At 68.6% G+C, this 24,205-nt stretch carries 25 protein-coding genes; 7 read left to right on the forward strand and 18 right to left on the reverse strand.

What is annotated here, in order from left to right; genetic code table 11:
- Positions 1-6: 6 nt before the first annotated feature.
- The 9 genes from aroC to G6N08_RS17360 all read right to left on the reverse strand — a co-directional run bounded on the left by aroC (position 7) and on the right by G6N08_RS17360 (position 8,378).
- The gene (gene aroC, locus G6N08_RS17320; RefSeq protein WP_163760816.1) at positions 7-1,221 is read right to left on the reverse strand and encodes a chorismate synthase; all 1,215 of its coding nucleotides are present in this window, start codon (positions 1,219-1,221) and stop codon (positions 7-9) included.
- 102 nt (positions 1,222-1,323) lie between these two features.
- A complete protein-coding gene (locus tag G6N08_RS17325) occupies positions 1,324-1,875 on the reverse strand; it encodes an RES domain-containing protein (RefSeq protein WP_163759284.1) in 552 nt (183 codons plus the stop codon).
- Positions 1,872-2,204, reverse strand: a complete 333-nt coding sequence (locus G6N08_RS17330) for an antitoxin Xre/MbcA/ParS toxin-binding domain-containing protein (protein ID WP_163759286.1) — start codon at positions 2,202-2,204, stop codon at positions 1,872-1,874. Before G6N08_RS17330 ends, G6N08_RS17325 begins: the two co-directional genes overlap by 4 nt.
- Positions 2,205-2,237: 33 nt before the next feature.
- Positions 2,238-2,666, reverse strand: a complete 429-nt coding sequence (locus G6N08_RS17335) for a prepilin peptidase (protein ID WP_163759288.1) — start codon at positions 2,664-2,666, stop codon at positions 2,238-2,240.
- 10 nt (positions 2,667-2,676) lie between these two features.
- Positions 2,677-3,492, reverse strand: coding sequence for a shikimate dehydrogenase (locus G6N08_RS17340; RefSeq protein ID WP_163759290.1), 816 nt, complete (start codon positions 3,490-3,492; stop codon positions 2,677-2,679).
- A complete protein-coding gene (mltG, locus tag G6N08_RS17345) occupies positions 3,470-4,651 on the reverse strand; it encodes an endolytic transglycosylase MltG (protein ID WP_371869067.1) in 1,182 nt (393 codons plus the stop codon). The genes G6N08_RS17340 and mltG overlap by 23 nt, the downstream gene beginning before the upstream one ends.
- 55 nt (positions 4,652-4,706) lie before the next feature.
- The gene (gene ruvX / locus G6N08_RS17350; RefSeq protein ID WP_163759294.1) at positions 4,707-5,219 is read right to left on the reverse strand and encodes a Holliday junction resolvase RuvX; all 513 of its coding nucleotides are present in this window, start codon (positions 5,217-5,219) and stop codon (positions 4,707-4,709) included.
- Complete coding sequence (alaS, locus tag G6N08_RS17355; protein ID WP_163759296.1) at positions 5,220-7,916, reverse strand: alanine--tRNA ligase; 2,697 nt, start codon at positions 7,914-7,916, stop codon at positions 5,220-5,222.
- A 45-nt stretch (positions 7,917-7,961) separates the two neighbouring features.
- Positions 7,962-8,378 carry a secondary thiamine-phosphate synthase enzyme YjbQ gene (locus G6N08_RS17360; RefSeq protein ID WP_163760818.1) on the reverse strand — a complete coding sequence of 139 codons (417 nt, stop codon included), beginning with the start codon at positions 8,376-8,378 and terminating at the stop codon, positions 7,962-7,964.
- Between the two features lie 151 nt (positions 8,379-8,529).
- Between G6N08_RS17360 and G6N08_RS17365 the strand changes: the two genes are divergently transcribed.
- Positions 8,530-9,150 (forward strand): hypothetical protein, encoded by a 621-nt coding sequence (locus G6N08_RS17365; RefSeq protein ID WP_163759298.1) that lies wholly within the window; start codon positions 8,530-8,532, stop codon positions 9,148-9,150.
- 3 nt (positions 9,151-9,153) lie between these two features.
- On the opposite strand, the gene G6N08_RS17370 is transcribed toward G6N08_RS17365, so the two are convergent.
- The 3 genes from G6N08_RS17370 to G6N08_RS17380 all read right to left on the reverse strand — a co-directional run bounded on the left by G6N08_RS17370 (position 9,154) and on the right by G6N08_RS17380 (position 14,109).
- On the reverse strand, positions 9,154-10,506 hold the full coding sequence (locus G6N08_RS17370) for a replication-associated recombination protein A (RefSeq protein ID WP_163759300.1): 1,353 nt from the start codon (positions 10,504-10,506) through the stop codon (positions 9,154-9,156).
- Between the two features lie 42 nt (positions 10,507-10,548).
- The gene (locus tag G6N08_RS17375) at positions 10,549-11,997 is read right to left on the reverse strand and encodes a DUF7159 family protein (protein ID WP_163759301.1); all 1,449 of its coding nucleotides are present in this window, start codon (positions 11,995-11,997) and stop codon (positions 10,549-10,551) included.
- A 126-nt stretch (positions 11,998-12,123) separates the two neighbouring features.
- The gene (locus G6N08_RS17380; RefSeq protein ID WP_163759303.1) at positions 12,124-14,109 is read right to left on the reverse strand and encodes a hypothetical protein; all 1,986 of its coding nucleotides are present in this window, start codon (positions 14,107-14,109) and stop codon (positions 12,124-12,126) included.
- A gap of 284 nt (positions 14,110-14,393) precedes the next feature.
- On the opposite strand from G6N08_RS17380, the gene G6N08_RS17385 reads away from it, so the two are divergent.
- Positions 14,394-14,837, forward strand: a complete 444-nt coding sequence (locus tag G6N08_RS17385) for a transglycosylase family protein (protein ID WP_163759306.1) — start codon at positions 14,394-14,396, stop codon at positions 14,835-14,837.
- Between the two features lie 357 nt (positions 14,838-15,194).
- Here the strand turns inward: G6N08_RS17385 and aspS are convergent, their stop codons facing one another.
- Positions 15,195-16,958, reverse strand: coding sequence for an aspartate--tRNA ligase (gene aspS, locus G6N08_RS17390; RefSeq protein ID WP_163759308.1), 1,764 nt, complete (start codon positions 16,956-16,958; stop codon positions 15,195-15,197).
- Positions 16,959-17,031: 73 nt separating this feature from the next.
- Between aspS and G6N08_RS17395 the strand changes: the two genes are divergently transcribed.
- The 5 genes from G6N08_RS17395 to G6N08_RS17415 all read left to right on the forward strand — a co-directional run bounded on the left by G6N08_RS17395 (position 17,032) and on the right by G6N08_RS17415 (position 20,933).
- Positions 17,032-17,919: an oxidoreductase gene (locus G6N08_RS17395; protein WP_218033410.1), complete on the forward strand. Its 888-nt coding sequence runs from the start codon at positions 17,032-17,034 to the stop codon at positions 17,917-17,919.
- 203 nt (positions 17,920-18,122) lie between these two features.
- On the forward strand, positions 18,123-18,344 hold the full coding sequence (locus G6N08_RS17400; protein WP_163759312.1) for an antitoxin: 222 nt from the start codon (positions 18,123-18,125) through the stop codon (positions 18,342-18,344).
- Between the two features lie 7 nt (positions 18,345-18,351).
- Positions 18,352-18,768, forward strand: a complete 417-nt coding sequence (locus G6N08_RS17405; protein WP_163759314.1) for a TA system VapC family ribonuclease toxin — start codon at positions 18,352-18,354, stop codon at positions 18,766-18,768.
- Positions 18,769-18,944: 176 nt separating this feature from the next.
- Positions 18,945-19,826 (forward strand): KPN_02809 family neutral zinc metallopeptidase, encoded by an 882-nt coding sequence (gene ypfJ / locus G6N08_RS17410; RefSeq protein WP_163759316.1) that lies wholly within the window; start codon positions 18,945-18,947, stop codon positions 19,824-19,826.
- Positions 19,827-19,904: 78 nt separating this feature from the next.
- Positions 19,905-20,933: an ESX-1 system-associated protein gene (locus G6N08_RS17415; protein ID WP_163759318.1), complete on the forward strand. Its 1,029-nt coding sequence runs from the start codon at positions 19,905-19,907 to the stop codon at positions 20,931-20,933.
- 9 nt (positions 20,934-20,942) lie between these two features.
- On the opposite strand, the gene G6N08_RS17420 is transcribed toward G6N08_RS17415, so the two are convergent.
- The 5 genes from G6N08_RS17420 to G6N08_RS17440 form a co-directional block, all read right to left on the reverse strand.
- Positions 20,943-21,599 carry a DUF5642 family protein gene (locus G6N08_RS17420; protein ID WP_170301293.1) on the reverse strand — a complete coding sequence of 219 codons (657 nt, stop codon included), beginning with the start codon at positions 21,597-21,599 and terminating at the stop codon, positions 20,943-20,945.
- Positions 21,600-21,822: 223 nt separating this feature from the next.
- A complete protein-coding gene (locus tag G6N08_RS17425; RefSeq protein WP_163757281.1) occupies positions 21,823-22,107 on the reverse strand; it encodes a WXG100 family type VII secretion target in 285 nt (94 codons plus the stop codon).
- Positions 22,108-22,126: 19 nt separating this feature from the next.
- The gene (locus G6N08_RS17430) at positions 22,127-22,423 is read right to left on the reverse strand and encodes a WXG100 family type VII secretion target (RefSeq protein ID WP_163757283.1); all 297 of its coding nucleotides are present in this window, start codon (positions 22,421-22,423) and stop codon (positions 22,127-22,129) included.
- Positions 22,424-22,492: 69 nt separating this feature from the next.
- Positions 22,493-23,764, reverse strand: a complete 1,272-nt coding sequence (locus G6N08_RS21120; protein ID WP_163759320.1) for a PPE family protein — start codon at positions 23,762-23,764, stop codon at positions 22,493-22,495.
- A 14-nt stretch (positions 23,765-23,778) separates the two neighbouring features.
- Positions 23,779-24,078 carry a PE family protein gene (locus tag G6N08_RS17440; RefSeq protein ID WP_163759321.1) on the reverse strand — a complete coding sequence of 100 codons (300 nt, stop codon included), beginning with the start codon at positions 24,076-24,078 and terminating at the stop codon, positions 23,779-23,781.
- Between the last annotated feature and the right edge of the window lie 127 nt (positions 24,079-24,205).

Genomic DNA, 24,205 nt, shown 5'->3' on the forward strand with positions numbered 1-24,205 from the left:
GCGCGCCTATCCCCCGGCGCACCGGGCCGGGCCGGTGGCCGGTGCCCGCTCGGCGACCGCACGCAGATACGCCTCGGCGTTGCGGCGGGTTTCGGCCAGCGAGTCGCCGCCGAACTTCTCCAGCGCCGCGCGGGCCAGCACCAGCGCCACCATGGTTTCGACCACCACCCCGGCGGCCGGCACCGCGCACACGTCGGAGCGCTGGTTGATCGCGACGGCCTGCTCGCCGGTGGCCAGGTCGACGGTGGCCAGCGCCCGCGGCACGGTGGAGATCGGTTTCATCGCCGCGCGCACCCGCAGCGGCTGGCCGTTGGTCATGCCGCCTTCCAGCCCGCCGGCCCGGTTGGTGGAGCGGACCACACTGTCGCGGCCGGGATACATCTCGTCGTGGGCGCGGCTGCCGCGGCGGCGCGCGGTGGCGAACCCGTCGCCGATCTCCACACCCTTGATCGCCTGGATGCCCATCACGGCGGCGGCGAGCTGGCTGTCGAGCCGGTTATCGCCGCTGGTGAACGATCCCAGCCCCACCGGCACACCGTGCGCGACGGCTTCGACCACGCCGCCGAGGGTGTCGCCGTCCTTCTTGGCGGCCTCGATCTCGGCGATCATGGACTGTTCGGCGGCCTTGTCGAAGGCGCGCACCGGGCTGGCGTCGATCGCGGGCAGGTCCTCCGGCGCGGGCGGCGGGCCGTCGTAGGGCACCGACGCGCCGATGGAGATGACGTGGGACAGCACCTCGATGCCCAGGGCCTGCCGCAGAAACAGCCGGGCGACCGTGCCGGCCGCGACGCGGGCCGCGGTCTCGCGGGCGCTGGCCCGCTCCAGCACCGGGCGGGCGTCGTCGAAACCGTATTTGAGCATGCCGGCATAGTCGGCGTGGCCGGGTCGCGGGCGGGTCAGCGGGGCGTTGCGGGCCAGGCCGGCCAGTGCCGCCGGGTCGACCGGGTCGGCGGCCATCACGGTCTGCCATTTGGGCCATTCGGTGTTGGCGATCTCGATGGCGATCGGCCCGCCCAGGGTAACGCCGTGGCGCACCCCGGCCAGCAGTGTCACGGCGTCGCGTTCGAATGTCATGCGGGCGCCGCGGCCGTAGCCCAGCCGCCGCCGCGCCAGCTGGGCTGCGATGTCGTCGCTGGTGACGGCCACCCCGGCGACCATGCCCTCCAGCACGGCCACCAGCGCACGGCCGTGGGATTCACCGGCGGTGGTCCAGCGCAACACGCGTCCCATCTTCCCATGTCGGCTGCTGCTCCGGGCAGCGCGCGCCCCGGAGCCGCGGCGCGGATCACCCCGGGGCGGCCCCGAGCGTGCATCGCGTCCCCGTCACGCCAGGCCCAGATGTGTCGCGGCGGCCGTCACGGCCTCGTCATCGACGCTGAGTGTGCGCACGCCGCGCACGGTCAGTGCATCCAGGGCACGGTCGAACAGCGTCACCTGCAACCAGCTCGCCTCCAGTGTCGACCACCACCGCAGCCCCGCCGCCTCGGGATGGCGCTCGAACTGGGCCAGCGCGTAGGCCTGCGTGACAGAACGCCGGCCGGTCGCCACCACCGAGGGGCGCAGCGACTCGGCCACCAGCACAGACGGCTCGTCGAGGTCGACGAGCCGCGCGGTCGCGGCGAGCTCCAACTCAGCCAGTGCGAGCTGCCGCCCCGATCGGACCAGCAGCCCGGGCGTGAGGTCCCCGGTCCCGCGGAATGGGGCGAGCATCTCGGCCACCGCCGAAACGGCCGTCTCCGCCACGTACAGACAGCCGTACCGGTCCGGGGCGTCGTGGCGCCCGCTGCCCTGGTATTCGCGGGGCACCCACAGGGCGTGCCCGGGTTTTGCGACCGGCGCCGACGGGTCCCAGGGCAAGACCCGCCACAGCCTCACGCGAAGCCGCCGGCGCGTTCGTTGGCGATCGCATCCAGAACCTCGCGGGTCTGGCCGCGGCGAATCAGATCCACCGGCCGCCGACCGCCCAGGTTCGGGTTCGCCCCGAGCAGCCAGCGCTGCGCGGCCTCCGGCGCATACAGCCGCAACAGGTGGGCCATCACGAGCTCCAGCAGGTCCACCCGGGCGGCATTGAGGTCATCGATGCCCTGGCCCCTGCGCCACCGCGTGACTTGCGCGGCATTGACACCGAGCAGGTCGGCCAGGCGCCGCTGCGAGCCGACGTCACGGCTCAGCGCGGCGACCTTCTCGGCTGTGGGAACGGGCACCACCCCAGCCTAGCGCAACATAATGTGTTGCGCTCACTGGAGCACCAGTGCGGCCGCCGCCACGGTGGCCAGACACATCGACGGCCCGTGCGGCACCGCCGGCCCGGATCGGCGCAGCACGGCGACCACACCCCACAGCGCGGTCAGCAGCGGCGCACCCACGGCCGCCAGAAACCACACCGCGGCACCCAGCCAGCCGGTGAGCGCGCCCAGCCCGAACGCCAGCTTGACATCCCCGGCGCCCATCGCCGCCGGCGCCGCCAGATGCACCAGCAGATACACCGCACCGAGCGCGCCCGCACCCAGCAGGGCCGGGCCTCCGCGCCCGGCGAGCACCGCCCCCAACAGGATCACGCCCGCTCCGGGCAGGGTGAGCCAGTTGGGCAGCCGGCGGTGCCGCAGATCGTAGAGGGTTAACAGCGTCAGCCACACCAGCACTGCGCTGAGCATTCCGGTCCGCATCCGCGGCAGGCTAACCCAACGCCCCTAAAGCGCAAGCCATCGCCTCTCGCGGTGCGGGCAGTCCTGTGAATTGTTCGACCTGGGCGAACGCCTGATGCAGCAACATCTGCAACCCGCTGATCACCTGCCCCCCGGCGGCCGTCACGGCGGCCGCCAGCGGGGTGGGCCAGGGGTCATAGACGGCGTCCAGCAGCACCGGAACCCGCGCGAACAGCTCGGCGTAGCGGCCCGCCGCCTCCGCCGGGATGGTGCTGACCAGCACCTGCGCCGCGGCGACCGCGTCGGGTGCCCCGCTGCTGTCCAGGGCGCAGAACCGGGTCTCGACACCGACGCGTTCGCCCAGCCGCACCAGCCGGGCGGCCTGGTCCGGATTGCGGGCGAGCACGGTCACCGCGTCGACGCCGAGCCCGGCCAGCGCCACCACCGCGGCCGGGGCGGTGCCGCCCGACCCGCACACCAGGGCGTGCCCGGAGGCCGCACCGAGCGCCCCGCTCACCCCGTCGATATCGGTATTATCGGCCCGCCAGCCGCGCGGCGTGCGCACCAAGGTGTTGGCCGCGCCGACCAGATCGGCGCGGGCGGTGCGCTCGTCGGCGCAGCGCAGCGCGGCGAACTTGCCCGGCATGGTGACCGAGACGCCCACCCACTCGGGTCCCAAAGCGCCGACCAGCGCCGGCAGCCGCTCGGCGTCGCACTCGATGCGCTCGTAGGTCCAATCGTGCAGGCCCAGCGCCCGATAGGCGGCCAGGTGCAGCTGCGGAGAGCGGGAATGCGCAACCGGTGAGCCCAGCACGCCGGCTTTTCTACCGCGCGCTGTCGAGGACACCGTTGTGCTTGGCCAGTTCGACGTCGGCCAGATGCTGTTGGTAATCCGCCGTGAACAGCGTCGTTCCCTGCGCGTCGATGGTGACGAAGTACAGCCAGTCGCCGGGCTCGGGATGCTCGGCCGCGTGCAGCGCGTCGACCCCGGGGGAACAGATCGGGGTGGCCGGCAGCCCCTCGGCGACATAGGTGTTCCACGGCGTGGGCTGGGCGCGGTCGGCGTCGGTGGTGGCCACCTCCCGGCGGTCCAGCGGGTAGTTCACCGTCGAGTCGAATTGCAATGTGCGGTGCTCACGCAGCCGGTTGTAAATGACCTCAGCCACCTTGGGGAAATCCTGCGGTGTGGATTCGCGCTGCACCAGCGAGGCCACCACCAGCACGTCATAGGGGGACAGGTTCATCGTTCTGGCGGTGTCCAGCAGCCCGGATTCCACATATTGCTCGGTGCTGGCGCTGATCAGCGTCGCCAGGATGCTCTGGGCCGAGGCCGACGGGTTGACGTTGAACGTTCCCGGCGCGATCAGCCCCTCGATGCGGCGATGGTCATTGGCCATCTCCGTCACCGGCTGGCTGGCCCAGTTCGGCACCGACAGCATCGCCGGGGCAGCCTCGCCGGCCGCGGTGCGCAGGTCGGCCACCGAGACACAGCGCCGCTGCCCATCCAGATCCACGCAGGTGGCCCGGGAGATCAGCGTCAAGATGCCCGGGGTCACCGCGTTGGTTTTGACGTCGGTGGTGTCGTCGAGCTGGCGGCCTTCCGGGATGACCAGCCGGCCGACCCGGTTGTTGGGGTCGGTCAGCCGCGCGACGGCGGCGGCCGCCGGAATCTGGGTGCGCATCCGGTAGAAACCCGGCTGAATCGATGAGATCGCGGCGTTGCCGTGCGCCGCGTCGACGAATGCCCGGACCGTGCGCACGACGTCGTGGTTCTGCAGCGTCTCCCCGATGGCCGTGGTCGAGTCGCCGGAGTGGATCTGGATGACGACATCCCGCTTACCGGAGCCGCTGTAGTCGTTGTTGGGTCCGAACACGGTGTGCCACAGCCGCGAGCCGACGAACACCGCCGCCACGGCCACCGTGATGAGCAGCGCGGTGGCGAATCCGGTGACCATGCGCCGCCGGCGGCGGCTGCGTTCGGCGCGGATCCGCTCAGCGCGGGTCATCCGCCGCCGCGACGGCCCGACCGCCACCGGCCCGGCCCGGTTGCGCCGCGACCCCTCAGCCACCACTGCCCTCCCCGGACGCGGCCAGCGCGGTGCGGCGCTGATCCAGCCACCCCTGCAGGATCGCCACCGCCGCGGCCTGGTCGATGAGGCCGCGTTGCGCCTTTGCCCGCACTCCCGCCGCGCGCAGCGCGCGCTGGGCGCTGACGGTGCTGAGCCGCTCGTCGGCCAGCCGCACCGGGGTGGGGGCGATCCGCCGCGCCAGCGCCTCGGCCAGCTCGATCGCGTCCCGGGCCGCCGGGCCGGTGGTATCGGCCAGGGTGCGCGGCAGCCCGACGACCACCTCCACCGCTTCCAGCTCACCGACCATCTCGGCCAGCCGGCGCAGATGCCCGCCGTCGCGGCGCACGGTTGCCACCGGGGTGGCCAGGATGGCGTCCGGGTCGCTGACCGCCACCCCGATGCGCACCCCGCCCACGTCGATCCCGAGCCGGCGGCCCCGCCCCGGGTCTTTGGCCTGGGCCGGATCGCCGGGCCGGTCGGGCCCGCGGTGCGCTGGGCGGCCCACTCAGCCGACCTGTGCTATCTCGGTGCGCACCGCGTCCAGTGCAGCGTCGATACCTGAGGCGTCTTTCCCCGAGCCCTGCGCCAGGTCGGCCTTGCCGCCGCCGCGGCCGTTGACCGCCGCCGAAATCCGCTTGACCAGGTCGTCGGCCCGGATGCCCAGATCCTGCGCGGCGGGATTGGCGGCGACGGCATAGGGCACCGCGTCCCCGTCACCTCCCGAGATCAGCGCCACCACCGCCGGACCGCTGCCCAGCTTGCCGCGGATATCACCGACCAACGACCGCAGGTCGCCGGCCGTCATTGCCCCGGACATCCGCTGCGCCACCAGACGGACGTTACCGATGCGCTCGGCGCCGGCGGCGGCGTTGGTGGCAGCGGCGCGCGCGTTCGCCAGCCGGGTGCGTTCGAGTTCCTTCTCGGCGGCCTTGAGCCGCTCCACCAGGTTGGCCACCCGGGCCGGCACCTCCTCGGAGGGCACCCGCAACGACGCGGCCAGCCCCGCCATCAAAGCACGCTCCTTGGCCAGGTGGCGGAACGAGTCCAGCCCCACGTAGGCCTCCACCCGGCGCACTCCCGAGCCGATCGATGATTCGCCGACGATCGTCACCGGCCCGATCTGCGCGGAGTTGTGGACATGGGTGCCGCCGCACAGCTCCAGGGAGAACGGTCCGCCGATCTCCACGACGCGTACCACCTCGGGGTAGCGCTCACCGAACAGCGCCAACGCACCCATCGCCTTGGCTTTGTCGAGCCGCTCGGTGAACGTGTGCACCTCGTAGTCGGCTTGCACCGCCTCGTTGGTGACCTCCTCGACCTGCCTGCGCTGCTCCTCGGTCAACGGCCCCTGCCAGTTGAAGTCGAAACGCAAATAACCCGGCCGGTTCAGTGACCCAGCCTGAACAGCGTTGGGCCCCAGCACTTGACGCAGCGCAGCATGCACCATGTGGGTGCCCGAGTGGCCCTGGGTGGCGCCCTTGCGCCACTGCGGATCCACCGCGGCGATGACGGTGTCGCCCTCGACGAATTCCCCCGATTCCACGTTGACCTGGTGTACCCACAAGGTCTGGGCGATCTTCTGCACATCGGTGACCGCCGCGCGGGCGCTCGCACCCGCGCCGGTGCCGCTGATGGTGCCGGCGTCGGCGAGCTGTCCCCCGGATTCGGCGTATAGCGGGGTGCGATCCAGCACCAGCTCGACCCGGCCGGCGCCGGCCGCGTCGCTGTGGGATACCACCGGAACCCGCCTGCCGTCGATGAAGATGCCCAGGATCCGCGCCTCGGACGTCAGCTCGTCGAACCCGGTGAACTCGGTGGGCCCGGCGTCGACCAGCTCCCGGTAGGCGGACAGGTCGGCGTGCGCATGTTTGCGCGCGGCGGCGTCGGCCTTGGCGCGGCGGCGCTGCTCGGCCATCAGCTCGCGGAAGCCGTGCTCGTCGACCGTCAGCCCCGCTTCGGCGGCCATCTCGAGGGTGAGCTCGATCGGGAAACCATAGGTGTCGTGCAACGTGAAGGCATCCGAGCCGGAAACCACGGTGGCGCCGGCGGATTTGGTGGCGCTGGCCACCTCCTCGAACAGCCGCGACCCGGAGGCCAGGGTGCGGTTGAACGCGGTCTCCTCGGCGACCGCGATGCGGTTGATCCGCGCGAAGTCGCTGACCAGTTCCGGATACGACGGTCCCATCGCGTCGCGCACGGCGGCCATCAACTCGCCCACGATCGGCCCGTCGATACCCAGCAGCTTGGCCGAGCGGATCACCCGGCGCAGCAGCCGGCGCAGCACATAGCCGCGGCCGTCGTTGCCCGGACTGACGCCGTCAGCGATCAGGATGGCGGCGGTGCGGCTGTGGTCGGCGATGATGCGGTAGCGCACGTCGTCGTCGTGGTTACCGGCGTCGTAGGGACGCGCGGCAACGGTGACAACTTTGTCGAGGATCGGCCTGAGCAGGTCAGTCTCGTAGACGTTGTGCACGTTCTGCAGCACGCAGGCGACCCGCTCCACCCCCATGCCGGTGTCGATGTTCTTGCGCGGCAGCGGCCCGAGGATCTCGAAACCGGTTTTGCCGGTGCCCTCGCCGCGTTCGCTTTGCATGAACACCAGATTCCACAGCTCGATATAGCGGTCCTCGCTGACCGCCGGGCCGCCGCCGGGGCCGAATTCTTCTCCGCGGTCGTAGTAAATCTCCGACGACGGCCCGCACGGACCGGGAATACCCATCGACCAGAAGTTGTGTTCCATACCGCGGCGCTGAACCCGCTCAGCGGGCAGCCCGGCCACCTCCTGCCACAGCTCCGCGGCCTCGTTGTCGTCGTAATACACTGTGGCCCAAATTCTTTCCGGGTCCAACCCGTACCCGCCGTCGGCGACGCTGGTGGTCAGCAGTGTCCACGCCAATTCGATCGCGCCACGCTTGAAATAGTCGCCGAACGAGAAATTGCCGGCCATCTGAAAAAAGGTGTTGTGCCGCGGTGTGACGCCCACCTCGTCGATGTCGGCGGTGCGGATGCACTTCTGGATGCTGGTGGCCCTGGTGTACGGCGGTGTGCGCTGGCCGAGGAAAAACGGCACGAACTGGACCATCCCCGCGTTGACGAACAACAAGTTGGGGTCGTCGAGGATCACCGAGGCGCTGGGCACCTCGGTGTGCCCCGCCTTCACGAAATGATCGAGGAACCGTTTCCTGATCTCGTGTGTCTGCACTTTCCGCTTCCTTTTGCCGTGCCGCGGCCTGTCACCAGGGTATTCTCAGGTGCTCGCCGGTGACGGCTCCGGGGCGCCGACGACAAAGCTCAACCGTACCGAGCGCCTCGGGTTATCGCGGTTGAGGTCGACCAGCACAATGCTCTGCCAGGTGCCCAGCAGTGGCACCCCGCCCTGCACCGGCACGGTCACCGACGGGGAGACCAGCGCGGGCAGCAGATGATCGGCGCCGTGGCCGTACGATCCGTGCGCGTGCCGATAGCGGCCGTCGCGCGGCAGTAACCGTTCCAGCGCGTCGACCAGGTCGTCGTCGGAACCCGAGCCCGTCTCGATGATCGCGACCCCCGCGGTCGCGTGCGGCACGAAAACATTGCACAGGCCATCGCTGTGGGGTTTGCAGAACGCCCGCACCGCCTCGGTGAGATCGACGATGCGGCGGCGCGCGGTGTCCACGTCCAGCACGTCGGTATGCACGCAATTCAGCCTACGGGGCGGGTTCTCCTCGCGGCCAATCCGTGGCAAACCCATTGCGACGCATACCCGGTTGGAGGAAGGTAGGGGATGGAGGGCCGGCGCTACCCGGGCGCTGCCCGACTAGGTGAGGGGGCCGATCGTGTACGCACGCTCTACCACTATTCAGGCACAGCCGTCGTCGATTGAGGAGGGGATTGCGCACATCCGGGATGTGGTGATGCCGGCGCTGCAGGAGTTCGACGGATATGTGGGCCTGTCGCTGTTGGTTGACCGCGAGACCGGCCGATGCATCGCGACCAGCGCCTGGGCGACGCGCGAGGCGATGCGCGCCAGCGCGCAACGAGTGCAGGCGCTCCGGGACCGGGCCGCGCGGGCCTTCGCGGGCACGGCAACGGTCGACGAGTGGGACATCGCGATGTTGCACCGCGACCACCACTCCGGTCCCGGCGCCGGTGTGCGCGCCACCTGGCTCAAGATCCGGCCCGAGCAGTTTGCCAGCGCCATCGACTTCTACAAGACCGCGGTGCTGCCCGATATCGAAAGGCTCGACGGTTTCTGCAGCGCCAGCCTGATGGTCGACCGGATGTCCGGGCGTGCGGTGTCGTCGTCGACATTCGACAGCCTGGCCGCGATGGAGCGCAGCGGTGACCAGGCCCGGTCGCTGCGCACCGAATTGCTTCGCGACCTGGGCGCCGACCAGGTCGATGTCGGCGAATTCGAGCTGGCTTTGGCTCGCCTGCGGGTACCCGAGCTGGTCTGAACGTCAGGTGCCGCGCTTGCCGCGGATGATGGCGCGCAGCCGGTCCAGCCGGCCGGCCAGCGGGCGTTCCGCACCGTGACCGGTGGGCCGGTAATAGTCCACGCCGACCAGTTCATCCGGCGGATATTGTTGCGCGACAACGCCGTCGGGGTCGTCGTGGGAGTACCGGTAGCCCTGGGCGTGGCCCAGTGCCGCCGCCCCCGAATAATGCCCGTCGCGCAGATGCGCCGGCACCAGCCCGGCCTTGCCCGCCCGGACATCGCTCATCGCGGCGGCCAGCGCCGTGGTGACCGCGTTCGACTTGGGTGCGGTCGCCAGATGGATGGTGGCATGCGCGAGGGTGAGCTGGGCTTCGGGCATGCCGATCAACGCCACGGTGTGCGCGGCCGCGACCGCTGTCTGCAGTGCGGTCGGGTCAGCCATGCCGATGTCCTCGCTGGCCAGGATCATCAGCCGCCGGGCGATGAAGCGCGGATCCTCCCCGGCAACCAGCATGCGGGCCAGGTAGTGCAGCGCGGCGTCGACGTCCGAGCCGCGGACCGATTTGATGAACGCGCTGATCACGTCATAGTGCTGATCCCCGTCGCGGTCGTAGCGGACGGCGGCCTGATCCAGGGACTGTTCGACGGCCTGCACTGTGACGGTTCCGCCCGCCGCCTGCACCGCTTCCGAGGCCACCTCCAACGCGGTCAGGACACGGCGGGCGTCGCCGGCCGCCAAGCGCACCAGCAGGTCGATCGCCTCGGGCTGTACCGTCACCCGCCCACCCAGGCCCCGGGGATCGGCGATGGCGCGCTGCACGACGGTGCGGATGTCGTCGGCGCTCAGCGGCCGCAGCTGCAGGATCAGCGAACGTGACAACAACGGCGCCACCACCGAGAACGACGGGTTCTCGGTGGTGGCCGCCACCAACAGCACCACCCGGTTCTCCACTGCGGACAGCAGCGCATCCTGCTGAGTCTTGGAGAAGCGATGCACCTCGTCGATGAACAGCACCGTCTGCTCACCCTGCCCGGCGGCGCGCCGCGCGACGTCGATCACGGCACGGACCTCTTTGACACCGGCCGATAACGCTGACAGCGCCACAAAGCGACGGCCGGTTGCCTGCGAGATCAGCGCGGCCAGCGTGGTCTTACCGCTTCCCGGCGGACCGTAGAGGATGACCGAGGCCACCCCCGAGCCTTCGACCAGCCGCCGCAGCGGCGAGCCGGGCCGCAGCAGATGCTCCTGCCCCACCACCTCGTCCAGGGATGCCGGGCGCATCCGGACTGCCAGCGGCGCCCCGCCCGGCGCGGGCCCGGTCGTCGGCGATGCCCCCGGCACATCGAAGAGCGCGTCGGACACGACCTCAGGCATACCACGGCGAACGGGCGCGGGCCGCCTGCTTCGGAGACACGGCTAGAGCCCGGGAATACCGGGGATCCCGGGTAACGGAAGATGCGGAATCGCCGGGCCCGGCAGATGCGGAACCGGCGGGCCCGGGGGCCCGAACGGGCCGGGCGGGCCGGGGATCCCCGGCAGCGGCGGGCCCGGCGGGGGCCCCGGCATCGGCAACATCGGCGGCGGGCCCGGCAGCACCGGCGGCGGCGCCGGAAGCACCGGCGGCGGGGCCGGAAGCACCGGCGGCGGGGCCGGAAGCGCCGGCGCCGGCGGGCCGGCGGGGGCCGGCGCGGCCGGCGCCGGCGGAGCGGGGGCGGGCGCCTTCGGCGGCGGGGCCTGCGGAGCCGGCGGCGGGACCGGCGCCTGGCTGGCCGGGGCAACAACACTTTGGCCAAGGCTCGGGCGCTTATCGGCGTGCGGCCGGATGGCGACCGCCAGGGACATCACCAGGGCCACCACACCCCCGACGAACAGCGTCAGTACCCCCATGGCGACCAGAAATGGCTTGGTGGTGGGCTGCTGTTCGCCCGGCTCGGGGTGAAAGTCGGGATACAGGCCGGTCCGCAGATCCTCCTGGCCGGCGACGGCGGTGTACTCGTCGGGACCACCCCCCACCAGGGTGGTGGCACCGGCCTCGTCGTCGGCGACCGCGCTGTAGGCCAGCCCGTCCTCGCCCGATCCGCTCGCGGGCACATCGAGATATGCCGGAGCGATGGCAAGCGGGTCGATCGCACCGGTGCCGGGGTCGCGCGCGTAGGCCATTGCCGCGGTCGCCGAGGCGAACAACGGTGCATTCGCCGAGGCGAGTGCCGCCCCGCGGGCCAGCGCCGTCTCGGGCTCCTCGGGCGCGTTCACCGCGAGAGACGTCGCCGCCTGCAGCGCGGGCTTGATCGCGGCGACATCGACGCCGTCGGAGCCCACCACAAACACACCCTGCGGATGTGTCGGCAGCGCGTCAGCGCTGGCAACCATCGCCGTCAGCAGCGCCACTGCCTCGGTGTCGTCCTCGGGCAGGGCCTCGCGGCGCACATCGGTGACCGAACCGTCGGATGTGTCGACGACCGCCAGCGTCGCGGTGTCCGGTTCGACGAACAGCAAACCGGTGTGTTGGTAACCCGTTGCGCTGCCCACAGTCTGGGCCAGCGCCACCGCCGCCAGAAACGTCGAGACCAGCATGACGTTTTCGACCTTGTGAGCGGCCAGCACATCGCGCAGCACCACGGCGTCGGCGGGATCGGTCCACGTGACCCCGGTCGATCTCACCCGGTAACCGCTCTGGGCCGCCGCCTCCAGCGTGCCCAGGATCGCCGAGACCACCTGTTGGGGCCCGCTCGGGGTTGCCGAGTCGTCGACCGGGGTGACCTCGAAGTTGTCTTCGTCGACGGTGACGCCATCGGCGTCCTCCCCCTCGACCAGCACCATGCGAACTGCCGTGGGTGCCATTGACACACCGAGTACGGTGTCCACCGCCCCTCCCCAATGATTTGCCGGCTGGCCGCGCTCTGCAGGAGCAGCCTACCGCCGGGTTCGGCTGGCACAAACCCAGCAGCAGGGGCCGCATCGCGGCGTCCCGGCCGGGTGCAGCAACCCAGGTCAGGGGAGCATGCTGCTGAGCAATACCGCCACGATATCGGTGAGGTTGGCGGATAGCTCACCGCCGGTGACCGACAGCGGCAGACCCAGCGCAGTGGTCGCATCTTCGGCCAGGCTGACCAGGTTGAGCGTCGAGTCGGGCGATAACAGAGCGGGCAGCGCCGAGGACACCGGTCCGATGCTGCCGAGCACCGCCACCAGGTCATGGGCCAGGTCCATGGTATAGGTGGGCACGGCCGGACCGGTCACCGCGGGAGTGGTGAAGCCCAGGTTCAGGGTGCTCGGCACAACCGACTCAAGGGTGTTCAGCGGGATACTGATCTGCTGGCTGCCGAGACTGCCCAGCGCCGACTCGAGAGTGCTCACGGGGATGCTGATCTCCTGGCTGCCCGCGCTGCCCAGCAGCTGTTCGAGGGTGCTGACCGACAGGCTGATGTTCTCGCTGCCCGAGCTGCCCAGCAGCTGCTCGAGGGTGCTGGTGGACACGCTGAGGTTCTGGCTGCCCACACCGCCCAGCAGACTCTCCAGCGAGCTGACCGAGACGCTGAGATTCTGGTTTCCGGCGCTGCCAAGCGCCGACTCGAGATCGTTGACGACCGTGCTGTCCGAAATGGACGGGAGGTTAATGCTCCTGTTGGAAAGACCCGCGTCACTGACCAACTGGGCGAGCGAGATGCTGATGCATCCGACAAAGTGGAAACAGCCGACGTTGACCGTGGGGTTACCCAGGTCGCTGACGATGGTGGAGACGGCTATGGGGGGCACGCTGATGCTGCCACCCGAGCCGGCGATGCTGTTGAGGATCTGGTCGGGGGTGATCGGCACGGTGATGGTGCCGCTGGGGGCGGCGTCGGAGAGAAGTTGGTCGAGGCTGATCGGGATGGTGACGCTGCCGCTCGGGGTAGCGTTGGCAAGCAGGTCGTTGAGGCTGAACGGCAGCGTGAGTGTGCCGCTGGGTACCGCCGTGTTAAGCAGTTGGTCAACGCTGACCGACAGGGTGAGCACACCACTCGGGGCGAGATCGTTCAGCAGCTGATCAGGGGTGATCGGCAGGGTGAACGCGCCGCTGGGGGCCAGCGCGTTGAGCAGTGTGTCGACGTTGACAGTCAGGTCGATCGAGCCGGGGTTGAGCAGGGTCAACGAACCGGTCGTCAGATTGGCTCCCCCGGCCGCCGACATCTCGTCGGCCAGGGTCTGCTGCAGCGCCAAAAGCCCGTCGATGCCCCCGGTTGCCAGCGGGTTGGTGGTGCTGTCGGGGTTGGTCAGCAGCCCGAATTGGGGAGAGAGCACGTCGCTGAACGGCTCGACGCCGGTGAGCGGGTAGCCGTTGACCAAGTCGTTCAGCAGTGTGGTGGGGGCCAGGACGAGGTTTTCCAGCACCGCCTGGGAGCTGCCGGAGTTGATCGCGGCGTCGATGTTGTTGGCGATCCCGACCAGCCCGGTGAACGCGGCGTTGGGCCCGTACAGCGGCGCGAGCGCCAGCAGCGCGCCCTCGGTCAGCACTGAGATCGGGTTCATCACCGGGTTGGTCAGATGAAGCTGCAGCAGGCCCTCGATCACTGCTCGCAGGCCCAGTTCCGCGTCGGGCGCTGTCACAGCGGCGACCGTGTTTGCCGCGACATGCTCTAACCCGCTGAGGTTGCCCATCGTGTTCGCGATCAGCTCGGTGGGCCCGATCACCGGATAGGTTCCTGCGCTGACACCGCTGAACAACCCGGCCAGCGGATCACCGACTGTGCCCAGATTCAGCAAACCGGCACTCGTTGTCAGCTGTACTGCTCGTTGCTGCAGCTCAACGGGTACCGCGGGGGCCCATGGGCTCACGGCGATCAGGCCAGCCGCGGCGATGGCCACACCGGCGGTGATGCGGACGTGACGTACTGCCTGCACCGCCCACTCCTTCCAGCCGACCACGCTATTAGACCTGAGGATAACGTAGACCTGAGGATAACTCTCACACTTGCTGAGCACGAGCTGAATAACCATGAATTTTTCCCTGAGCGGGCGCCCGGCCGACGCATCCGCGCACTCATGATCAAAAATCACACAAGTATCACCAGTCACACCAAGATCTTTAGTCACTCAAAGCACAAAAATATGCGCATTTAACAAACACACCATTAGGCACTATAACTACATAAGTAACAAAAGAATCATATGCCACTCTAAATAACAGCAGCTACTCGAAATTCAGAACACCCAAGCATCTCGCTACCTAAAATCAGCCCCAGGTGTTGACAATTTTCACCACAGTTTGTTAGACGTGTTAAATGGCACAAATCAACACAACACTCAGCGTGGAGACTTTGTGTAAGGCATTTGTGAAAGCCGCGATCATCGCCGTCGTCATCTCGGTGTTCATCGATCCCGCCACCGGCACGGCATACGCGGACAGTATCGACTGGGACGCTGTCGCCCAGTGCGAGTCCGGCGGCAACTGGTCCGCCAACACCGGCAATGGCCGTTACGGCGGCTTGCAATTCAAGCAGTCGACCTGGGAAGCCAACGGCGGTGTGGGCTCACCGGCGGACGCATCGCGCGAACAGCAGATCGCAGTGGCCGAGCGTGTCCTGGCCACCCAGGGCCCGGAAGCCTGGCCGAAGTGCGGTCCCGATAAAAGGCTGTTCCCCACCGAAGTGGTCACGGTGTTGCGCTCCGGGCACCCGGTGCACACGACGCTCAAAAAGCTGTGGTCAAAAGCGATCCCGCACTGAGCAGTTGCCACCGATGGCCCTCGTCGGCAATGCGAGGTCCGGATACCCCGCAAACCTCGTGAGAATCAATAACCTCGTTCGTCACAATCGTCTCGTCCGTCGCTCCACAGGGGGCGGCTGCCGTCGATAATTCCCTAGCGCATGCGCTACTGAGTTGCCGATAACGTTTCGGTATTTCCGTGCCGCACCGGCCATGACACCGGCCGTGACCGGCCATGACACCGGCCGGGATACGGCGAGGGCGGGCACTGACGGCCGAGATCAGAGGCGTCATCGGGTTTCAGCGGTCGGTCACGGCCGGGCCAGACATGGCCGATGCGACCATGAGGGTCTCACATCACCAGGAGATCGTCACGGCTATCCGGTGGGCTTGACGTCAATACCGGACTCTTTGCGCTGCTGGGCGGTGATCGGGGCGGGTGCGCCGGTCAGCGGGTCAACACCGCCGCCGGTCTTGGGGAAGGCGATGACGTCGCGGATCGAGTCCGCCCCCGCCAGCAGCGCCGTGATGCGGTCCCAGCCGAACGCGATGCCGCCGTGCGGGGGTGCGCCGAACAGGAACGCCTCCAGCAGGAACCCGAACTTGTCTTCGGCTTCGGCCTGGTCGAGTCCCATGACCGCGAACACCCGTTCCTGAATATCGCGGCGGTGGATACGAATAGAGCCGCCGCCGATCTCGTGGCCGTTGCAGACGATGTCATAGGCGTCGGCCAACACCGCGCCCGGGTCGCTGTCCAGGAACTCCAGCGCCTCTGCCTTGGGGGCGGTGAACGCGTGGTGCACCGCTGTCCACGCACCAGCGCCGACCGTGACCTCACCCGCCGCGGTGGCCTCATCGGCGGGCTCGAAAAGCGGCGGATCGACCACCCAGACGAACGCCCACGCGTCCGGGTCGATCAGGCCCAGCCGCTGCGCGATTTCGGCGCGGGCCGCGCCCAGCAATGCCCGTGACGCCTTCACCGGCCCGGCGGAGAAGAAGATACAGTCCCCGGGCGACGCGCCGACATGAGCGGCCAAGCCGGCACGCTCGGCGTCGCTCAGGTTCTTGGCCACCGGACCGGACAGCGAACCGTCCTGGCCGACAAGCACATAGGCCAGGCCCTTGTGCCCGCGCTGTTTGGCCCAGTCCTGCCAAGCGTCCAGCGTGCGCCGCGGCTGCGCGGCCCCGCCCGGCATCACCACTGCACCGACATAGGGTGCCTGGAAGACCCGAAAAGCCGTGTGCCTGAAGAAGTCTGTGCATTCGACGAGTTCCAGTCCGAAACGCAGGTCGGGCTTGTCGGTGCCGAAACGCCGCATCGCCTCCGCGTAGCTGATCCGCGGGATCGGCGTGGGCAGGCGATAGCCGATCAACGCCCACACCGCGGCGAGGATCTCCTCGGAGATCGCGATGACGTCCTCGGCCGTGACGAAGCTCATCTCCATATCGAGCTGGGTGAACTCCGGCTGGCGGTCGGCGCGGAAGTCCTCGTCGCGGTAGCAGCGGGCGATCTGGTAGTAGCGTTCCATGCCGGCCACCATCAGCAGCTGTTTGAACAGCTGTGGGCTTTGCGGCAACGCGTAGAACATTCCCGGCTGCAGCCGGGCCGGCACCAAAAAGTCGCGCGCCCCTTCCGGAGTCGAGCGCGTCAGCGTCGGCGTCTCGATCTCGACGAAATCGTGCCGTGCGAGCACCTCGCGAGCGGCCGCATTCACCTTGGAGCGCAGCCGAATTGCCGAACCGGGTCCGTCGCGGCGAAGGTCGAGGTAGCGGTATTTCAACCGCAACTCCTCCCCCGCGGGCTCATCAAGCTGAAACGGCAGCGGCGCGCACTCGCCCAGCACGGTCAGCACTGTCGCGTTCACCTCGACCTCGCCGGTGGCCAGTTCCGGATTCTCGTTGCCGCGCGGGCGGATCTCGACGACACCGTCGACGGCGATGCAGAACTCGGTGCGCAATCGATGCGCCTGCGCCAGCACGTCGGCAGCGCGGAACACCACTTGCGCGACACCGGAAGCGTCGCGCAGATCGATGAAGATCACGCCGCCGTGGTCGCGGCGGCGGGCCACCCACCCGGCCAGTGTCACCTTCTGCCCGGCGTCGGATGCCCGCAACGAGCCCGCGGCGTGGCTGCGCAGCACTCACACTCCTCATCTCAAGGGGATCGTCTCAGGGGCAACGAGTGACCAGTCTAGAGGCGGTAATTTCGGTGCCATCGACACACACATCGCACTGGTCGGTCCGGGCGCCGTCGGCACGACGGTCGCCGCATTGCTGCACGCCGCCGGTCATCCGGTGCTGCTGTGCGGGCGCACCCCGCGCGAGCAGATCGAACTGCGGCCCGACGGCGCCGACCCGATCGTGGTGCCCGGGCCGGTGTGCACCGATCCCGCCGAGATCACCACGGCGGCCGACGTCGTCGTGCTGGCGGTCAAAGCCACCCAGAACGACGCCGCCCGCGGCTGGCTGGCCCGGCTGTGCGACGAGCGCACCGTGGTCGCCGTGCTGCAAAACGGTGTCGAGCACATCGAGCGGGTCCGGCCGCACTGCCCGTCCTCGGCCATTGTTCCCGGCATCGTGTGGTTTTCGGCGGAGACCCACCCGCAGGGCTGGGTGCGGTTGCGCGGGGAGGCGCGGCTGGTGTTGCCGACTGGAGCTGCTGCGGCGACGATCGCCGAGCTGCTGCGCAGCGCCGGGTGCACGGTGGACTGCGATCCCGACTTCACCACCGCGGCATGGCGCAAGCTGCTGGCCAACGCCGTCGCCGGCCTCATGGCGTTGTCCGGGCGGCGCTCGGGGATGTTCCGCCGCACCGATGTGGCCGCGCTGGCCCGCCGTTATGTCGCCGAATGCCTGGCGGCCGCCCGGGCCGAGGGCGCCCGGCTCGGCGACGAGGTGGCCGCGGAGCTGGTCGAGATGTTCCGCCGTGCTCCCGCCGATATGGGCACGTCGATGCTGGCCGACCGGGAAGCCGGCCGGCCACTGGAATGGGATATCCGCAACGGGGTCATCATCCGCAAAGCGCGTACGCACGGCCTGGCCACCCCGATCAGCGAGGTGGTGGTCCCGCTGCTGGCCGCCGCCAGCGACGGTCCCGGCTGAGCTGCGGCAGAACGCGGCGTCACGGACGCTGCCGGTGAGCACGCACACGATGGTCCGTGGGCCGGTTCGCCGCCCGCGTGGACCGGATCATATCGGCCAGCGCGGCCACCCGCGCGGTGACGCCGTCGAGCCGACCGGTGCCGCATCGCGTCGCAGACCGGCCGCGACACAGCCTGATGCGTTGATGCAATAACATCAATTGGGTGCGAACCACCCTGAATATCGACGACGACGTGATGACCGCCGCTCGTGAACTCGCCGCGAGCGAGCACCGTTCGCTCGGCGCGGTGATCTCCGAGCTGGCGCGCCGAGGCCTCATGCCGGCGCGTGTCGACGCCGCTGATGGACTGCCGGTGATTCGCGTGCCACCCGGCACGCCGCCGATCACGCCAGAGATGGTGCGGCGCGCGCTCGACGAGGATTGACGCCGCAATGGCACTGCTCGACGTCAACGCGCTGGTCGCGCTGGCGTGGGACTCGCACATTCACCATGTGCGGATCCGTGAGTGGTTTGCGGCCAACGCATCGGAGGGGTGGGCGACGTGCCCGATCACCGAGAGCGGGTTCGTGCGTGTGTCGACCAACCCAAAGGTGCTTGCCAGCCCGATCACCATCGCTGAGGCGCGACGTGTCGTAGCGGCCCTGCGCAACCTCACGGGTCACCGGTTCCTCGCCGACGACGTGTCGATGGTCGATGACGATGTGCCGCCGGTTGCCGGTCACCGGCAGGTGACCGACGCACACCTGCTGACGCTCGCCCGCCGCCGGGGTGTCCGTCTCGTCACCTTCGACACCGCCGTCGTCGCCCTTGCGCAGGGGCGCGACGTCGAGCTGCTGACCACACTCTGAACAATTCGGCGACCCCGGCGCCCGCCGCCACCGCCAACCCGGTATCCGCTGAGACCGGCGCCGACACCGAGAGTTCGCCAAAGCCGGCGCGGCGCAACAGAGTGTGCGAAGCTGAGGTCGCCCACCTCGGTGGCGGCCCCGTCACCGAGCAGCACCAGCCGCAGCGGAGGCGTGTGATGACCTTCAACGAGGGTGTGCAGATCGACACCACCACGACATCGACGTCCGGCGGCGGCGCAGGACGCGGGATCGCCATCGGCGGTGGCCTGGGTGGGCTGCTGATCGTGCTGCTGGCGTTGCTGTTTGGCGCCGATCCCGGTGATGTGCTCAGCCAGCATCCCGTCAACACGCGAGACGATGTGGCGCCCGGTTTCGATGTGAACAAATGCCGGACCGGGGCCGACGCCAACCGATACGTGCAATGCCGCGTGGTCGCCACCGGCAATTCGCTCGACGCCGTCTGGCACCAACTGATGCCCGGTTACACCCGCCCCCGGGTGCGGCTGTTCAGCGTGCGGGTGGACACCGGCTGCGGGCCGGCCACCAGCGATATCGGGCCGTTTTACTGTCCCGTGGATCGCACCGCATACTTCGACACCGACTTCTTTGAGGTGCTGAAAGACGAATTCGGTTCCAGCGGTGGGCCGTTGGCGCAGGAGTATGTGGTGGCCCACGAATTCGGCCACCACGTGCAGAACGTGGAGGGCCTGCTGGGCCGCGCCCAGCAGGGTGCCCAGGGCGCGCAGGGCAGCGGTGTGCGCACCGAATTGCAGGCCGATTGCTATGCCGGGGTGTGGGCGCACTATGCGGCAACGGTCAAACAGGAGAGCACCGGGGTGCCGTTCCTGGAGCCGTTGAGCGACAAGGATATCCACGACGCGTTGTCGGCGGCGGCGGCGGTGGGTGACGACCGCATCCAGCAGTCGGTGACCGGACACGTCAACCCGGAGTCGTGGACGCATGGTTCGTCAGCGCAGCGGCAGAAGTGGTTCACCGTGGGCTATCAGACGGGTGATCCCAACAAGTGCGACACGTTCGCCACCTATGACCTGGGTTAGGTTCGTCACCGCTGCGGTGATCGACCGGACGGCCGGAACCTCGACGGCTCACCGCTCGGGTGCTTTAGGCTGGACAGCGTGGCATCTGAGCGCGAGTCACGATCGCGGGGTAACAACCTCAAATGGGCGTTGGGGGCGGTGACTCTCATCGCGGTGGTGGCTACCGCCCTCGCGGTGACGTTACTGTTGAGCGGCGGTTCCGACCGAGACCCGGCCGCGAATGCACCGTCGAAGACGGGGTCCGACGCGGCGTCGGGCATCGCCAGCGCAAACGACACCGGACCGGTCGCGGTGATCACCGAAGATCCCAGCTGCGGCGCATGGACGTCCATCCACAACGACCTCGCATCCGGCGGGGAACTGCTGTGGAACGACCGGGATCTGTCGGTGCCGGCCTCAGCGTGGACGGATAAGCAGCGCGGCAAGTTCATGGCGGCGGCGCAGGCGATGCGCAGCGCCGCCGCGCAGACCGTGGGGCTGGCCAAGTTGACACCGCATCGCGTCATGCGCGAACTCTACGAGCAGTTCATCGCCTACGCGCGCGCCTATTCCGAACGTATCCCGAAATACACTCCGGCGGACAACAATTTGGCGGGCACCGCCAACAGTGCGTCGTCTGCGTTGGGGGCGATCTGCGCCGCGATTACCGATGGTTCCGCCGCGGCACGGGGCCCGATGGTTCCGCCGGTGGCCGCCCCGTCGCAGATCGCGCCGCTGGGCAACCCGGCGAATCCGCAAAGCTTCCTCACCAGCCCCACACCCGTGTGCGCCGAGTGGAAAGCGGCGCTGGATCAGTTCGGCCGCCAAACCGCCGACTGGCAAAAGATCGATCCCCGCATTCCCGCGATGTTGTGGAACCCGGAGCAGAAGGCGACCAACTACGCGGCAGCGTCTCTGATGAACACCTATGCCAGCAAGCTGGAACAGCTGGGCCGGCGCAGCGGAAACCCCATATTCCAGGATTTCGCCGAACTGTCCGCCCAGTATCGCCGGGCCTTCGTTCTGGCTGTGCCGACCTACACCCCGCCGGACAACCATCTGGCGAATGCCGCCAACTACGCGTCCACCATCATCCTGGGAGCCTGTGCGGCGCTAGCCGCGTGGTAGACACTCTGCTCACCCGCGGATGGCTGACACCGAGTCGGTCAGCAGCCGGCGAGCACGCTCGACGTCGATGACGGGGGGCGGCTGATCGCGAGCCGCCACCGGGTTGACGCTGACCATCACAACCAGATCACCCAGATAGGCGGCGTAGTTGTAAACCTCGCGGGACACCGACTTTCCGGCGGCGTTTGCCTGAATCTGCCGATGGGTGCCCACCGTTTGGGCACCGTTGATTCGCGGGGCGTCCACCGCGTCGATGACACCGCTGATCTTGCCGGCGTCGAACGTGACATGTTTGCAATTGTCCGGAATTCCGTTGAACGGCACGGCTTCGTTGGCCAGAACGGCGATCGAGTAAAACCTGTTGCCGTTCCCGTCGGCGGCCAGGACCGCCATCTTGCCTTGCAGCCCGAGCGGCAACCGCCGGCTCGCCGCGTAGTCGGCGCAGCCCGGCGGATCGAATTTCACTCCCGGGGGAAGCTTCTGCGGCCCCGCCATATTGGGGTCAATCCCGCTCGGCCCCTTGGTTGTGACCCGATACTCCGGACCGAAGGTGGACTTGACCGTGAACAGCTTGGCGATGTCGGGCGGGTGCGCCGAGTGGCTTGTCGAACACGCAGCCAGCCACCCCGCGCACATGACACCAACCACCGTCTTGTGTACCTGCACCCCCGCAATGTACCCAACGCGTTCGCGCGTCATCACCACAGGGCCGCCGGGTTCATCGACAACACTTGCGGCTCGCACCCACGCGCTACCCGGCCCGCGCTGCTGACACCGGTGACGCCGTCGATGATGCGCGGTTCAGCTCATCGACGAATTGCGTTGCCGCAACGAAAGTCGCCAACACCCCGGGCCTTGCATCGGCCCGGGGTGTTGGCGGCTGATCAGGTCAGGCCCAGCTGGAGCCGACGGCGGCGTCGGTGTCGGCCATATTGGAGCCGGCGGTCTGCACCTTGGCACCATGGGCATTGGCCTGCTCGTAGATCACCTGAAAGTTGCGACCCAACTCGGTGATGAACTGCTGGCAAGCCGCCGAACCGGCACCACCCCAAAAATCCCCAGCCGCAAGCACATCACGCACAATCGCCTGATGCTCAGCCTCCAACGCCATCGCCTGAGCACGAATCGTGGCGCCATGCGCATCCACATCACCAAACTGATAATTAATCGTCATAACCCAAAACTCCTCTGCCCTAGCTGCTCAACAACTGCTGAGAGGCCTGCTCCTGAGCCTCATAATTATTCGCGTCACGAATCAGCCCATCACGCACCCCATGCAACATATTCACAATGTTGCGAAACGCCTGATGCATCTGACCCATCGTGTCATACGACGTCATCTGCGCGGTCCCGCTCCACCCGGCACCGGCAATATTCTGCGACGACGCCCACATCTTGCGGGCCTCATCCTCCACCGTCTGAGCGTGCACATCAAAACGCCCAGCCATCGCCCGCATCTGATGCGGATCCGTCATAAAACGCGCAGGCACCCTACTCACTCCTTACCTTGAATCCGATGTGTGTTGATCACGTTGTGCTGCAACGGCATCGCCCTCCCACTATCCGCCGGCGGGTGAGCGGGGCACCACTTTGGGCGCTTTGGCGGCGATACTGCCCAGGCCGCGCCCGCTCAGTGCGCCCATGAGCGCCTGACCGAACGGACCGCCGGGCATGGACGACGCCTGCGGCGCCAGTGCCGGGGTCGCGACGCTGGCGTTCGGCAGCACCGGGGCGGCCCGGGTCATCGCCGGGGCTGCGGCCGACCAGGCCTGGGGCACCGAGAGCCCGCCCACCGACGTCGCGTGGGCCAGTTGCGCGGTGACCGCCGATCCCCAGGATTTGAGCTGGTTGCCCACACTGGCCACGATCGCCTGGAACTTGCCGTCGACGAGTTGGCCTACCGAGTTCAGCAATGTTCCGCTGATCCCTGACATATTCGACATCGCGCCCATCGAGCTGCCCGCGCTCATGAACATCCGGGCGGGGATGGTCGACATCATCGCCCCGTAATAGGCGACGTAGATCGGCAGCATCAGCGCCGTCGTCGGCACGCCGCTCAACACTGAGCCCAGACCCGAGCTGGAGATGGCCGATGCCAGTGAGCCCAGACCCAGATCGGTCAGCACCGTCGACAGGAACGAAGACCCGCCCGTCGACTCCACTGCTGCCGCGGTGGGTGTCGCCAGCTGGGTCAGCGCGGTCGGCACCAGCTGTGGAAGCGACCCCAGGATATTCGACGCGCCGGCCGCCTGGCTGGCCGCGCCGACGGCCTGGCTGACCGCGGCCTGCAGAGCACTCAGCGCGCCGCTGGCCACTTGCGGGGCGGCGCTGAAGGCCTGCAGGATCGTCGCCTCGGCTGAGGAGAGCGCGTAGCTGGTCATCATTGCGACGTCTTGGGCCCACATTTCGGCGTACTGGGCCTCGGTGGCCGCGATGGCGGCGGCGTTCTGCCCGAAGAAGTTCGTCGCGATCAAGGCCGCCAACTGGGCGCGGTTGGCTGCGATCACCGGCGGCGGCACCGTGGCCGCAAACGCCGTCTCAAACGCCGTCCCCGCGGCCTTGGCCTGGGCTGCCGCCTGCTCGGCCTGCGCTGCGGTGCCGGTGAGCCAGGACAAATACGCCTGGGCCGCACCCGTCATCGACGCCGACGACGGGCCCTGCCACGCGCCGGTCAGCCCGGCAATCACCGACTGGTAGGAGTTCGCCACCGCGGTCAAATCGGCGGCTAAGCTGTCCCAGGCTGCTGCGGCAGCCATCATCGGCCCCGACCCCGGACCGGAGTACATCATCCCTGAGATAACCTCCGGCGGCCATCCGGCAAAAACGCTCACAGCCTGCTCCCCCGTCAGCCGGTCACGGTGGCGTTGGCGGCTTCCGTCATCTCGTAGGCGCCGGCGTTGGAGCCCAGCGTGGCCACGAGCTGTTCGTGGATAGCTGCGGCCTGTGCGCTGACCGCCTGATACATCTGGGCGTGCGCGGCGAATTGAGCCGCGGTCAACGCTGACACCGGGTCGGCCGCAGCGGGAACCACACCGGTCGTCGGCCCGGCCGCGGCTGCATTGTTCGCAGCCATCGCCACACCGAGATCCTGCATATTCCCGGCCGCCGCCGTCAGCGTCTGCGGATTAGTGACCACAAACGACATGGGCTTTCCTCCTTCAACGATGCCGTCAAGCTCTGTGACCGACGGCGTTTCGCGTCACCACTCTTGAAGTTGTGACAGGGCGAGCAATCGTTACAGGCCTGTCAGAATACGGTTACAGCCCTGTCAG

This window comes from Mycobacterium botniense, assembly GCF_010723305.1.
Classification (GTDB): domain Bacteria; phylum Actinomycetota; class Actinomycetes; order Mycobacteriales; family Mycobacteriaceae; genus Mycobacterium; species Mycobacterium botniense.